11 protein-coding genes are annotated in these 14,807 nt (G+C 37.4%); 2 read left to right on the top strand and 9 right to left on the bottom strand.

Features of this window, described 5'->3' with window-relative positions; all coding sequences use genetic code 11:
• Window positions 1-6: 6 nt before the first annotated feature.
• From D8M04_RS01210 to D8M04_RS01165, 9 genes are all read right to left on the bottom strand, one after another.
• Window positions 7-1,689, bottom strand: coding sequence for an AMP-binding protein (locus D8M04_RS01210; protein WP_121520597.1), 1,683 nt, complete (start codon window positions 1,687-1,689; stop codon window positions 7-9).
• A 226-nt stretch (window positions 1,690-1,915) separates the two neighbouring features.
• The gene (locus D8M04_RS01205) at window positions 1,916-2,323 is read right to left on the bottom strand and encodes a DUF350 domain-containing protein (protein WP_121520595.1); all 408 of its coding nucleotides are present in this window, start codon (window positions 2,321-2,323) and stop codon (window positions 1,916-1,918) included.
• A 56-nt stretch (window positions 2,324-2,379) separates the two neighbouring features.
• Window positions 2,380-4,722: an endonuclease MutS2 gene (locus D8M04_RS01200; RefSeq protein WP_121520593.1), complete on the bottom strand. Its 2,343-nt coding sequence runs from the start codon at window positions 4,720-4,722 to the stop codon at window positions 2,380-2,382.
• Between the two features lie 13 nt (window positions 4,723-4,735).
• Window positions 4,736-6,460 (bottom strand): DNA polymerase/3'-5' exonuclease PolX, encoded by a 1,725-nt coding sequence (polX, locus tag D8M04_RS01195; RefSeq protein WP_121520591.1) that lies wholly within the window; start codon window positions 6,458-6,460, stop codon window positions 4,736-4,738.
• A 105-nt stretch (window positions 6,461-6,565) separates the two neighbouring features.
• Window positions 6,566-7,111, bottom strand: coding sequence for a CvpA family protein (locus D8M04_RS01190; RefSeq protein ID WP_121520589.1), 546 nt, complete (start codon window positions 7,109-7,111; stop codon window positions 6,566-6,568).
• A 3-nt stretch (window positions 7,112-7,114) separates the two neighbouring features.
• Window positions 7,115-7,399, bottom strand: a complete 285-nt coding sequence (zapA, locus tag D8M04_RS01185) for a cell division protein ZapA (RefSeq protein ID WP_425463993.1) — start codon at window positions 7,397-7,399, stop codon at window positions 7,115-7,117.
• 236 nt (window positions 7,400-7,635) lie between these two features.
• Entirely contained in the window at window positions 7,636-10,065 is a 2,430-nt protein-coding gene (gene pheT, locus D8M04_RS01180; RefSeq protein ID WP_121520584.1) for a phenylalanine--tRNA ligase subunit beta, read from the bottom strand.
• A 15-nt stretch (window positions 10,066-10,080) separates the two neighbouring features.
• Window positions 10,081-11,115: a phenylalanine--tRNA ligase subunit alpha gene (pheS, locus tag D8M04_RS01175; RefSeq protein ID WP_121520582.1), complete on the bottom strand. Its 1,035-nt coding sequence runs from the start codon at window positions 11,113-11,115 to the stop codon at window positions 10,081-10,083.
• Window positions 11,116-11,559: 444 nt separating this feature from the next.
• The gene (locus D8M04_RS01165; protein ID WP_121520578.1) at window positions 11,560-12,297 is read right to left on the bottom strand and encodes a TrmH family RNA methyltransferase; all 738 of its coding nucleotides are present in this window, start codon (window positions 12,295-12,297) and stop codon (window positions 11,560-11,562) included.
• Between the two features lie 100 nt (window positions 12,298-12,397).
• Between D8M04_RS01165 and sspI the strand changes: the two genes are divergently transcribed.
• Both sspI and D8M04_RS01155 read left to right on the top strand, forming a co-directional pair.
• The gene (sspI, locus tag D8M04_RS01160; protein ID WP_121520576.1) at window positions 12,398-12,616 is read left to right on the top strand and encodes a small acid-soluble spore protein SspI; all 219 of its coding nucleotides are present in this window, start codon (window positions 12,398-12,400) and stop codon (window positions 12,614-12,616) included.
• 407 nt (window positions 12,617-13,023) lie between these two features.
• On the top strand, window positions 13,024-14,589 hold the full coding sequence (locus tag D8M04_RS01155) for a DUF6583 family protein (RefSeq protein ID WP_246001085.1): 1,566 nt from the start codon (window positions 13,024-13,026) through the stop codon (window positions 14,587-14,589).
• Window positions 14,590-14,807 lie beyond the last annotated feature (218 nt).

The raw sequence follows: 14,807 nt of genomic DNA, 5'->3' as shown, positions 1-14,807 counted from the left end.
AGCAATTTAGGCGTGAGATATTTTTTCTTTATCTTCATCCACTAATTTCCTTCTTAATATCTTCCCTACGGCAGTTTTTGGTAACTCCTTGCGAAATTCATATATTTTAGGAACCTTATAGACCGCTAAATGTTTTCTGCAAAAGGCATCTAGCTCTTCTTCACTAATATCTCTTCCTTCTTTTAGTACAATATAAGCTTTTACTGTTTCTCCCCGGTATTCATCCGGGATTCCAGCGACTACAGCTTCCTGAACTGCATCGTGCTCATATAATATCTCTTCGACTTCTCGCGGATATATATTATAGCCACTTGCAATAATCATATCTTTTTTGCGATCAACAATATAGAAATATCCTTGTTCATCCATGTAGCCCAAATCACCAGTATAAAGCCAGCCATTTCTTAACACTTTCTCTGTCTCTTCTTTGTTCTTCCAATATCCCTTCATTATCTGCGGGCCGTTTACGGCTACCTCTCCTACTTCTCCAATCTCCGCTTCCTCTTGATCAGAATCCATTCTAAATATTTTTGCATCTGTATCTGGCCAAGGTACACCTATACTTCCATTTACTCTTTTCTCCCATACGAAGTTTGCGTGTGTTACTGGTGATGACTCTGTTAGGCCATAGCCCTCTATTAGTCTTCCTCCCGTTTTCTTTTCAAACTGTTCTTGAACTTCAATAGGTAATGGGGCTGATCCACTAAGGCAAGCTTCTATAGAGGATAAGTCATATTTATCTAAATCTGGATGGTTTAATAGTCCAATATAGATGGTAGGTGCACCTGGAAATAACGTGGGTTTTTGCTTTGCAATCGTTTTCAAAATGTCAGTTGCGTTAAATTTAGGCATCAAGACCATCTTAGATGCTTGCACCACAGCAAAATTCATTACAGTAGTCATCCCATAAACATGAAAGAAAGGTAAAACAGCTAGAACAGTCTGGCTCTTATATTTCGTTTTATATAACCATGCTTCACACATTTGTACATTTGCTACAAGATTATAATGAGTTAGCATAACGCCTTTAGGGTTCCCTGTTGTTCCACCGGTGTATTGTAGTAAAGCTAGATCTCTCTTCGGATCTACCTCCACTTCGGCGTAATCACCTATACCGTACTCCATTATATTCTTCCATACATGTGTATTTTCCGTTTGTGATACCTTTACAACCATATTGTATTCTTTTCTCTGAATAAATGGATAGATTAGGTTTTTCGGGAAAGGTAAGTAGTCTTTAATCCCTGTTACAATGGTATGCTTCAGGTCTGTATTATTCACTTTAGAAACTTTGGGTAATAAAATATCCAGACATACAATAAATGCTGCTTCAGAATCCAATAATTGATATTTTAATTCTCTTTCCGTATAAAGCGGGTTGGTTTGAACCACGATTCCACCAGCCATTAGAGTCCCATAATAACTGATAACAGCCTGTGGACAATTAGGCAGCATGATGGCCACTTTGTCACCTTTTCTCATTCCCAATGATTGAATATAACTAGCAAACTTCTTCGCCTCTCCATAAACTTCCCCATAAGTCATTTCTTTCCCCAAAAAATGAAGTGCCTTTTTATGCTCGTTTCTTTCTGCACTTTCTTGCAAAAAAGCATGCAATGGTTTTTCTGCATATGTTATACTTTTCGGAATAGTATCAGGATAATGTGCATGCCACTTTTTACTTTCCATTGGAATCCCCCCTTTTTATCTTATTATAAACATTATATAGACAAATTTCTATTTTTAGAAATTTTATTTTATTTTTCCCCTTAAATTTGGTCAAATTTTGGGAAGCCATTTATTTAAGTAAAAAAAAGCCATTTATAAAAAATAAATGACTCCGGCAATAATAAATATGATGGAGACTGCAAACAATATCTTCGCCAGCCTTTCAAAAACCATTTGGAATCCCCCTTTAATAAATGCTTGCACCAATAACAGAAGCTAATCCAACTGAAATAACCATAGAAATAAAACCGACAGCTTTATTTCCCTTCCCTATTTCATCATCCACTTTTATCGTTGGGGTCAGAAATTCGAAAATGACGTAACCAATTAATAATAATACAAACCCAAATAGACCCCATCCAATACTTTGGAAAATGGTATCATTATGCTCAATAGAGTAACGGAAAATAATAGCGATTCCGAGTAACTTTCCACCAGTTGCCATTGCGACTGCAAAATTACCTTTCTTAATTTCTTCCCAATTGCTATAAGAAGTAATGACTTCAAAAATTGCTAAAAACACAATTGCACAAAGAATAACTACACTATATCTAGCAGCTGTTATGACTATGATATTCTCCCAAAATGCTTCCATAAGAACCACCCTATCCCTTTATAAAGTGTTATCAAAGAATCAGATACGCCAGCTATTTACTTGAACTTAATAACAGTCACGCCACTCCCACCTTCTCCATTTTCACCAGTTCTTGACGAAGCAATATTTGGATGTTTCTTCACAAAATCCTGCACACCTTTTCTTAATGCTCCTGTACCTTTCCCATGAATAATAGATACTTGTGGATAACCGGCAAGCAGGCTATCATCAATGTATTTTTCTAATTTTAGCAAGGCATCCTCATAGCGCTCACCACGCAAATCTAATTCCGTGCTTACATGATAATTTGATCCTTTTATCGTAGTGATAGGTTTTTCATACGATTGCTTTGGCTTACCAAGGAGTTGTACCTCATCCCGTTTAACTTTTAGCTTCATAATCCCCACTTGCACTAAGTATTCTTTCTCATTTATCTCCTTTATTACTTCACCTTTCTGATTAACAGAAAGTAATTTAATTTCATCACCAGGTTTTAAGTCATTCTTTTCACTGCTGGTTTTAACTTGCTTAGGTTTTTGTGTGGATGCGAGCTTCGGCATTGCACCCTCTAGTCTCTTTTTAGCATCTATCCATTCGTGCTCTTTTATATCCACATTGGTCTTCATTTGTTTTACTTGCTCCACAATAGCTTCCGCTTCTTCTTTTGCCTTATTGATTGCTTTCTCTGCTTTATCTTCTGCACGTTTATAAATTTCTTCACGCTTGTTTTGAATCTGTTTCCACTCTTTTTCCAATTCTTCACGGATGCTTTCACTTTCCATTAATACCTCGTGCGCTCTTTGATAATCTCTTTCCGCGCTTAATTGTGATTCCTCAAGAGAAGCGATCATATTTTCCACATTTTTCGAGTCTAGACCAATTAATCCTTTTGCTCTTTCTATAATAGAGGAATCTAATCCTAGACGCTTCGATATCTCAAATGCATTGCTTCTTCCCGGTACCCCAATCAAAAGCCGGTAAGTTGGTTGAAGTGATTCTACATCAAATTCAACAGAAGCATTAATCACATTTTCCCGATTGTAGCCATAAGCTTTTAATTCTGGATAGTGTGTTGTTGCTATGACTCTTGCTTCTCTTGCTATCACTTCATCCAAGATCGACATAGCAAGTGCAGCACCTTCCCCAGGATCTGTTCCAGAACCAAGTTCATCAAATAATACAAGAGATTTATGATCTACTTGCTTCATAATTTCCACGATGTTAGTCATATGCGATGAAAACGTACTTAGATTTTGCTCTATAGATTGCTCATCCCCAATATCAGCAAATACTTCATCGAAAACAGCAAGACGGCAACCATCTAATGCTGGCACACGAAGCCCAGCCTGTGCCATTAGCGTACAAAGCCCCACCATCTTTAGTGTCACTGTTTTCCCGCCTGTATTAGGACCCGTTATAACTATAGAAGTATATTCTTTACCTATTTCAATATCATTTGGTACCACCTCATCCATTGAAATCAGTGGATGACGAGCTTGCTTCATTTGAATGATACCTTCATCATTCATTTCCGGTTTTACAGCTTTCATTTGGTTGCCAAGCAATGCCCGAGCATGCATAAAATCAATTTGAGCAAGGATACGAACATTATCATTCAAAGCATCAGCTTCCAAAGCAATCTGTTCACTGAGTTCCTTTAATATCCGATCTATTTCTTGTTTTTCGTTTAGAACTGTCTCTTGTAACTGATTATTTAAGTCTACAACTGCTTTCGGCTCCATAAATAATGTCTGCCCTGAAGCGGATTGATCGTGTACAATTCCACCAATCGATCCTCGGTATTCCTGTTTAACTGGCAGCACATATCGATCATTACGAATCGTAACAATCGAATCTGAGAGCATTTTACTATTTGTTCTTGTATAATTTTCCAGCTTTTCTCTTACCCTCGCTTCAAGGGTACGAATGGTTGAACGGAGTCCTCTTAATTTCTGTGACGCACTATCCATTACATAGCCGTGATCATCAATACAACTCTTGATTTGTATTTCCAGATCCCTAAGTGGAATAATTGCAGAAACTAGCTCTTTAAAAATTGGAAGGTCTTCCTCTAAATTTTCAACAAAAGTTTTAACTTGTCTTCCTCCATAGATGGTATTTGCTACATCCAAGCATTCCGTTGTAGATAATGTTCCACCTATCTCACTGCGCTTTATACTAGGACGGATATCTGTTATGCCACCAAGAGGAATAGTTTTATTTAAACGGATGATCTGCGCTGCTTCATCTGTCTCTTTTTGTAATTGTATTACTTGCTGAATATTAGATGACGGTTTCAAATTGGCTGCATAGTCTTTACCGATTGACGTAGCAGCATGTGCGACCAGTTGGTCAATTATTTTATGAAATTCTAGTACACGGAGAATCCGTTCATTCATATCTATTGCTCCTTTAATACGTTTTATTTCGATTGAAGTAGGTTTTTAGCTCCTCAAGCGGCCAAGTATTTTTCACAGTATCCTGATAAATCCACCCTCTTCTAGCTGTACCCACTCCATATTTCATATGATCTAACATTGGATAGCTATGTGCATCCGTATTAATTGCTAATAGCACTCCTTTATCTTGTGCTTTTCTTACCCATTCGCTAGATAAGTCTAATCGATTCGGGTTGGCATTAATCTCTAAGGCGGTGTTAGTCTCTTTTGCCTTTTCAATTAGTTTATCCACATCTACTTTATAGCCTTCACGTCTGCCGATTAATCTTCCAGTTGGGTGTGCAATTAGTGATACATAAGGATTCTCTAATGCTTGGAATAATCGATGCATGATTTGCTCTTCGGTTTGGCTGAAACTTGAATGGATGGCCCCAATAACAAAATCCATTTCTTTTAGGAAATCATTGCTGAAATCGAGGCTTCCATCTGGCAGAATATCCATCTCTACCCCCGCAAAGATATGAAAATCTTCATATTGCTCATTTAATAAATCAATTTGTTCTCTTTGTTTTCTTAAACGCGTTTCATCTAATCCATTAGCCACTCGTAAATACTTGGAGTGATCCGTTACTGCCATATAGGAGTATCCTTTGTTCCTGCATTCATTCACCATTTCTTCCAGTGACTGTGCACCATCACTCCAGGTCGTATGCATATGCAAATCACCCTGAATATCTTCTAATTGTATTAGTTGTCTAGGCTCTTTAAATATATCGATCTCACCTGTATTTTCTCTCACTTCAGGTGGAATATAAGTTAAGCCAAAATGTTGAAAGAAATCTGCTTCTGACTTAAATGTAAGAACTTCATTAGTTTCTTCGACCTCTACTCCATATTCACTGATCTTCTCACCACGTTCTTTGGCTAACTGTCTCATCGCTACATTATGGTCCTTAGATCCTGTGAAATGATGTAACGTTGTAATAAATTCATCCTCAGTTACTAATCTAAAATCGACATTGATATCATAGCCTGCTTCTACGGTAACCGATATTTTCGTATCGCCTTTCGCAATTACCTCTTTAATATCAGGCATACTTAATAACCGTTCTCTAACAAGTGCAGGTTTGTCTGTTGCAATAATAAAATCAATATCCTTTACCGTTTCTCGCATCCTTCTAAGACTGCCAGCAAGAGAAAAACGTTTTACTTCCTCTATTTCTCTTAAGAATAATTCAATCCTTTCAGCAACTGGTAAAACATTTGCGATTGGTAACCTTTCAGGTCGTTTATTGGCATCTTCTAATGCTTGAAGAATTTTTTCGGCTGTTTTCTTTCCAAAACCTGCAAGACTTTCTACCTTTCCACTTTCACATGCCGTTTTTAAAGATGCAGCATCAATAACGTTTAATTCTTGATATAACTTAGATAACTTTTTCCCACCCAATCCTGGTAGATTTAATAGAGGTACTAACCCTTCTGGAACTTCTTGCTCTAAGCTGGAAAGTACCTCTGACTTTTCTGTTTCAATATACTCCTGAATAACCGTACTTGTCCCTTTACCAATTCCTTTTATCTTTGTAAAGTCATCTATATTTGAAAGCGAGCGCTCATCTTGTTCAAGAGCTTGCGCTGCTTTTCGGTATGCGGATATTTTGAAAGGATTTTCTCCTTTTAATTCCAAGTATATTGCTATTTTCTCTAGTAGTTTAATTACATCTTTTTTATTAATCGCCATTATTTCCACCTATCTTTCCAAATAAAAAGACTGATATCTTATCTCATACTTATTGTACCTGTGATACAACCGTATCTCGAATAAGACGAATCAGCCATTCATTTTCTATCCTTCACTTAAGTAATTGAACCATAACTCAAATAGCTTTTCAGAGAAGTATGGTGTCTGTTCCAAAATATAAAGAGCAACACTAGAACTATTAATCCAATCTTGAATTTGAACGATCGGTGTAAGAGCTAATATATATATAAGTATAAACAAAATTAAATAAACCTCAAGGAAACCCAGTACAGCTCCCAATAATTTGTTTACTGAATTAACAATTGGAATGGATGCAACAAAATCTAACATAGATGCGATAATCTGAAGAATAATTTTCGTTGCGAAAAAAATGACGGCAAACGCAATAGCATTGTAAAAAGCATTTTCCAATGGAAGACTTTGTAAGAAGTCAGCCCATGCCCCTCCATCAGACAGTTCAGGGTATGGAATCCACATTTCAAGTTGTTTCCCCAATTCACTGTAATACATCCCTGCAACAATAAATGCAACAATAAATCCAATTAAATGTAGTAATTGCAGGATAAAGCCCCTTTTCAATCCTACAAAAAAACCAAATAGTAAGATAATAATCAATAAAGCATTAAACATAATCTATTTGTCCTCTTTCCTTTTCATTGAACCTAATAGCGTTGCATAATCTTCCTTTAATTTCAGATAATCATTCATCGTATTTAATGCAGTTAATACTGCCAAATTAGCAGTGTCCAGATGTCTATTTGTCCCTTGAATTTCCTTCATCTTCTGGTCAACAAGACTAGCCACAAGCCGAACATGACTGCTTGATTCTTCGTCCCCAACAATGGTATATGTACGATTATTTATTTCAACGGTTACACGGTCCTTCTTCTCATCCGTCACAAAACTTGCCCCCTGCATAAGAATTCTACATTTTATCTTAACATGAAGTTGTTGTTTTAAAAAGCAGTTTCTACTTATTGCGACTAGTGATAGTCGTAAATTATCTAAAGTTGTACCGCAAAAGCCAGAGTTCGACCAATTTACTGCTACACTATATCCTGCAATAGTGCCTGGCATCATTTTGAATAAATATGTGTTAAAAAAAGGTGTACTCAAAGAGTAACTTTATTACCCTTTAATACACCCATTTTTAATTAGGAACGTACATATGCTCCAAATTCACTATTAATTGTTTCGATTATTCTCTCATAGGAGGCATCTACTTCTTCATCTTTAAGCGTCTTGTTCGGGTCTTGATATAACAAGCGATAGGCGATGGATTTCTTTCCTTCTGGTAAATTGGCTCCCTCATATAAATCAAAAATCTGTACACTATTTACTAATGGAGCACCTGCTTCCTTAATCTTTTGCTTCACTTCACCAGCAAGTGTTTCTTTATCGAGGATAAAGGCAATATCTCTAGTAACGGCTGGATATCTTGGAATATCCTCATAAGAAGGCACATTATTAAATGCAGATAATAATGAATCAATATTAACTTCCATTACATAGGTTTCCCTTAAGTCCAACTCTTTTGCAAGTGTTGGATGAATTTGACCTACAAATCCAACTGTATTCTCGTTTAATTCGATAACCGCGGTCCTTCCATGATGCATATTATCAAGTTTGGCAGGTTTAAAGGTTACCTCGAGATTTAAGAAGTTAAATAACCCCTCTATAATCCCTTTAGCAACAAAGAAGTCTACTTCCTTCTTCTCTTGCTGCCATGGCTGCTCCGTCCATTTACCTGTTAAAGCAGCTGCTAAGCGCAATTGCTCTTTAGGTTGCTTTGTTAATAATGTCTCATCAGAAATAAACACACTGCCAAGCTCATAATAAGCCAAGTCAGATTGGTTTCTCGCTTCATTATAAGATAATGTTTTTAGTAATTCTGGCAGGATGCTCAAGCGCAGATATTTACGATCCTCACTCATAGGTAAAGAAAGTGAAACTGGAACAGGATTTTGCGCCTTGACTTCTGGACTCATTAATTGCTTCACTGATTTTTCATTTGTTAAGGAATAAGTTAAAGTCTCCATTAAACCAGCACCTTGCATAAACCTCTTTATTCTTCGTTTTACTAGTTGACGTCCCGTTAGTGCCCCAGCTTGATTAGATCCTTGTGGTAAAGTATAGGGAAGCTTATCATAGCCATATATACGGGCAACTTCTTCTACCATATCTTCAAAGATCGTTATATCCTTTCGTCTCGTTGGAACATGAATAGTGAATGAGTTTTCGTTCTGATCAAATGAGAATTGCAATCGTTGGAAAATATCTCCTAACTCACTATCAGTGATCTCTGTCCCCAAACGTTCATTAATCGCATCTGTTATTACAGACACTACTTTCTCTGCTTTATCTAAATCATCATGTTCTGCAACACCAGTAAGTACCTTACCATTTGCATACTGTTGCAATAATTGACATGCACGTAATCCAGCTTTTTTCACCCGATTAGGGTCAACACCTTTTTCGAATCGGGAACTTGATTCACTGCGCAATCCAGTCTCTTTTACCGTTTTACGAATAGAGGACCCTTCAAAATATGCCGCCTCCAAGAGCACTGTCTTTGTTCCTTCGACCACCTCTGTATTGGCACCACCCATCACACCTGCAATCGCTGTTGGAACACTTCCATTTGTTATAACGAGCATATCACTTGTTAGAGTCCGTTCTTGGTCATCAAGTGTAACGATTTTTTCGCCCTCAACCGCACGGCGGACAAGAATTTCTTTGGAATTAAAACGGTCGTAATCGAAGGCATGAAGTGGTTGACCGTATTCCATTAATACATAATTGGTAATATCAACAACATTATTTATCGGACGTATACCTGCTGCCATTAGATAGTTACGCATCCATAAAGGTGATGGCTTTATTTCTACGTCTTTAATTAAAAAAGCACCATAATAAGGATTGAGATCCTTTGCATCTACATTAACGGATATATAATCTTCTGCCGATTCATCCTCAGAGAATGTCACCGACTCCTCTGGCAAATTCACATCTTCCCCTAAGATTGCTGCTACCTCATAAGCAACACCAAGCATACTCATTGCATCTGCACGGTTTGCTAATACATCAAGTTCTAAAACTGCGTCATCTAAGTTTAAATAGGTATTGACACTTTCTCCAACAGGGGCATCTTCAGGAAAAACGAAAATTCCATCGGCGAATTGGGATGGGATATATTTTTCATCCATTCCTAATTCTTGTAATGAACAAATCATTCCATTTGATTCAACTCCACGAAGCTTTACTCTTTTAATCTTTATACCACCTGGCAGCTTCGCACCAGGTTTTGCAACGGCCACCTTTTGACCTTGTTCAACGTTCGGTGCACCACACACAATTTGTAACGTTTCTTCTCCAACATTCACCTGACAAAGATTTAACTTGTCTGCGTCAGGGTGCTTCTCACATGATGCTACGTAGCCGATAACAACATCAGCACTTTCTTCAGCAACATATTCGACACCTTCTACTTCAATACCAGATTTTGTTATTTTCTCTGCTAATTCTTCTGGTGTGATTTCACCTAAATCCACATAGTTTTTTAACCAATTATAAGATACTAACATTTACCTTACTCCTCCTTAAGCCTGATGATATTGTTTCAAGAAACGTACATCATTGGTGTAGAAAGTACGAATATCATTTACACCATATTTCAACATTGCAATCCGTTCTGGTCCCATACCAAACGCAAAACCAGAGTAAACCTGCGGGTCATATCCAGCCATTTCAAGAACATTCGGGTGCACCATTCCGCCCCCAAGAATCTCTATCCAGCCCGTTCCTTTACATACGCTGCATCCTTCTCCATTACAAACTTTACAGGAAATATCCATTTCTACAGACGGTTCAGTGAATGGGAAAAAGCTAGGTCGCAGACGAATGCTTCGATCTTCCCCAAACATTTTCTTAGCAAATGTATCTAGTGTGCCTTTTAAATCACTCATTCTGACATTTTTATCTACATAAAGTCCTTCTATTTGTGTGAATTGATGTGAATGTGTCGCATCATCGTTATCACGGCGGTAGACTTTACCCGGACATATCATTTTAAATGGCTTTATCCCTTTGTATTCTCTCATCGTACGAGCTTGAACAGGGGATGTGTGGGTACGTAATAATAATTCATTCGTAATATAGAATGTGTCCTGCATATCTCTTGCGGGATGATTTTTAGGAAGGTTTAATGCTTCGAAATTGAAATAGTCTGTTTCTACTTCAGGTCCTTCTTTTATTTCATATCCCATTCCAATAAATAAATCCTCAATCTCTTCCACAATACTTGTTAAAAGATGCGGCCCTCCGACCTTAACTGGACGACCAGGTAACGTAACATCAATGCTTTCCGCTTCCAGCTGTTTCTCTAAAGCAGCATTTTCCAATACTTCGATTTTTGCTTCCAATGATGTCGTAATAGCATCACGTACCTTGTTTGCAATTTCACCTACAACCGGACGTTCCTCTTTGGATAACTTACCCATCCCTTTTAGAACACTTGTAAGCGAACCTTTTTTGCCTAAATAAGTGATACGGATATCTTGAAGCGTTTTGATATCCTCTACTTCAGCGATTCTTTCCAATGCTTCAACTCGAATTGCTTCTAATTGCTCTTTCATCTTACATCCTCCTTTAATGTTTGAATGATTATAGAGAAAACTAAATTCGCTTGGCGTTTAGAGAATTGGTAGTTTTTCTTATGCTTAGTACCCTTAAAAACAAACGTAAAAAAACCTCCTCCCAAAAAAGGGACGAGGTTTTTGATTCGCGGTACCACCCTTGTTGATACGCAAGCAGTACGCATCCAACTCCAATTTGATAACGGAAAATATTCCGGCCCACCTTTACTTATACGAACGCTTTCGCTTTTTATAGTATAAGGTCCAAGTGTCTGCTCCAGAGTGAAATGATAACATTCTATACGATGGAGAAGCTTTCAATCCAGGACTTCTCCTCCCTTTATCGCTCATGCAATGCTACCCTGCTCTTTCGACGCTTTACGAATAATTCATTCATTTGTTCATATATTACTATATTATAGTGATTTTAGAACGGAGTTGCAACTATCCTTTTAGGTAATACATCAGGATACCAGCCGCTATACTTACATTTAAAGACTCAGCTTTTCCATAAATAGGTATCTTTACTATTTTATCTGCTGAGTTAATTATCGCTGGATTAACGCCACTGCCTTCATTTCCAAGAACAAGTGCGATCTTATTAGAAAGAGGAACTTCATTGTACTTTTGAGCGTTCTTCAAGGCAGACACCCAGATTTCGTAGTTATCTTCCTTCAAACGGGGGATCGTTTCCAATAGGTCTTCCACGTTGATTGGAATATGGAATATAGAACCCTGAGATGCCCGTATAACTTTATCATTATAAAGATCTACGGTTCCCCTTCCAAGAATCACACTGTCTATCCCTGCTGCGTCTGCAGTGCGTATAATAGTCCCTAGGTTTCCAGGATCTTGTACAGAATCAATCAGCAGGATATGTTCTCCAATAACCTTGCTTTGTCTGTTCATTTCTACAACGGCCGCAATTCCTTGAGGCGACTCCGTTTGGGATATCTCCTTGAATACAGCTCGTGTTACTCTTTCTACGGGAAAGGCTTCATACGATATTGGCAGATCTATGTCTTCTTCAACGATAATTTCTCTTATTTTCCAGCTGCTTTTCCGAGCTTCTTCCATCAGATGAAACCCTTCTATTAAAAATGTCCCCGTCTGGATACGTCCTTTACGTTTATGTAGTTTTTTCCATTCTTTAACTTTGTCATTTTTTATTGACGTAATCATTCTGTTCATCCTTCACCACTAATCTTCTACCATCATACATACTTTTAGTACAATTGGTCAAACTATCGTTAGTTTAAAATTATTATAGGAGGCTGAACAAGTGGATCTAAATATCAGAAAAGCAATCCTGCATAATATTTCTAACAATAGCCAAGAACAGTTAGAAGCAACAATTGTAGACGCTATTAACAAAGGTGAGGAAATGATGTTACCAGGGCTGGGTGTATTGTTTGAATTAATCTGGAACCAATCATCTGAAGAGGACAAGCAGGAAATGGTTAATGCCCTTGAACAAGGAGTACAACATGCTACGAAATAGATGCCTTTTTGGCATCTATTTTTTTGTACAAATGAAACTTCACCCATTGGGATTTTCTTTCATCCTCCACTAGATGATAGTGGAAATAACTAAATTGACCGTTTGATAAGAAACATTATCACAATTACAATTTTTCTATTCGCCTCGAACTCTTGAATTGGAATTTTACAGCCAGTTAAATGAAATCCAAAACGACTACTTAGTTTCATTCTTGAAAAAAATGTAGAATTTTTTTATTTTTTGTTACATTTTTGATTAAAAGGGCTTATCAATTACACAGATAAAGTATAAAATGGCATTATTGAGCATAAAGATGTATTTGACTTTATGTTTGACCTAGTGCTATATAAAGTAAGGGTCATAGTTTCATATTTTATTTCTAACTCAAAATGGAAAGGGGAAGTATTGTGGAAAATTCTCAAAAAAATGGAAAAAAGAAAAAAGGAATTATTGCTATTGTTATTACCGTTTTATTAATCGCAGGTGGTAGTGCCGCTGCATTTATGTTAAACAACCTATCACCAAAGCAAACCTATTTTTTAGCAGAAAAAGAAACGCTTGAATACATATCTGAACGTTTTCAAGAACGCTATCAAGAAGAATTGGACTGGAATGAGGCATCTAAAGAAAATCCAACAGAACAAACTATTGAACTTACAGCAGAATATAATGACCCTGCTAGCGGAGGGAATTATGGTGGATTTGATATTTCGCAAATCATAAATAATTTAAGCGTAAATCTTTCTGCACAAACCGACATGGAAAACAAACAAATAGCAGCTACCATTGGCGCTAGCCTGGCTGGAGTAACCGTTGAAGGTTTAGAAGCTTATATTACAGATGAAAAACTGCTCGTAGGCTTACCTTTTACAGAAGATTACCTGCAAGTAAAAGATGAAGATTTTGGCCCATTAATGTACGAATTGGATCCTCAAAGCTTTACGGGTGAAGAAACACTAGAATTAGATACTATCTTCGAGGGTAATGGAGTTATCACAGAGGAAGATTTAGAGTATTTCAAGAAAGAATATTTTGAAATGGTTTATAAAGATCTTCCGGATGAAGCCTTTACTCAATCTGATGAATCAGCTGATGTAAAAGAAGAATCATTAAATGCGGAAAAAATTGAGTTCCACCTGACAGAAGAGCAACTAAAAGACATTCTAACAAAAGTCTTTGATAAATTGGAAAATGACGAGAAAGTAAAAGAATTACTACGCTCACAAATGACTGCCCAGCTAGGTGGATCAACTATCGATGTGGAAGCTGATCAAATGATTAGTGATTTCGAAACAGCTATGGCTGATGCAAAAGAAGGAATTCAAGAATTTCAAATTCCTAATGGATTTACATCCACCATTTGGGTCTATGAAGATAAAATTGTTAAACGAGATTTACAGTTTGAACTGGGTCCAAACGAATCAGAGTTAGCTTTATTAAGTGTTCAAGGAACTCAGTTACTTGATGATACAAATCAACATTTTAACTATGATTTCTCCATGAAAGATTCCTCATCAGAGGGTACAATGAATCTGACTGGGGACTTAGCTTGGGAAGACAATCAAGCAACCGATTCTATTAAACTCTCTGTAGACGGGATGGCTCTATCATATGATGGTTCTGAAACTTTAAAAGATGGCAAAAGAACGTTTGACCGCGTCTTCTCTTTTGATGATTCAGTTACAAAAGGCAGCCTTTTATGGGATGGCTCCTCCACATTTGAAAAGGACCGTATGAATGCAGAGCATCAATTCTCTGTTGAAAGCCCAGAACTTGGCCCTGACATGCTTGCAATTAATCTAGCACTTGAAGGTCAACGTATTGATAGTATTGAAATGCCTTCTGAAGAGAATATAACAGATCTAGGAAGTATGAGCGCAGAAGAACTTACTGAATACATGGAAACTGAATTAACACCAGGTTTCGAGCAATGGTTATTCGGAATCATGGCCGGCAGTGGTGCTGGATTCTAATTCCTCCGAACAAAAGCGCAAGCGCCCGTTTAGCAACGTAGAAACTGCACCCCACAGGACGTGGGGTGGTTCGATGTTGCCACGTGATGTGGCGTTCTTAATCGAACTTCTTCTACCGCAATGAGATAAAGGAAACACGACGAACGTAGTGAGTCGATGTTGACTTATCGTAGTGGAGGAGTGTGAAGTTTGCTAGTTGCTGGGCGCTGGAGCTGGAC

Origin of the sequence: Oceanobacillus piezotolerans (assembly GCF_003665065.1) — a bacterium.
GTDB classification, from domain to species: domain Bacteria; phylum Bacillota; class Bacilli; order Bacillales; family Amphibacillaceae; genus Oceanobacillus; species Oceanobacillus piezotolerans.
The sequence above is the reverse complement of the archived record's forward strand: the minus strand, read 5'-3'. Positions and strand labels throughout refer to the sequence as shown.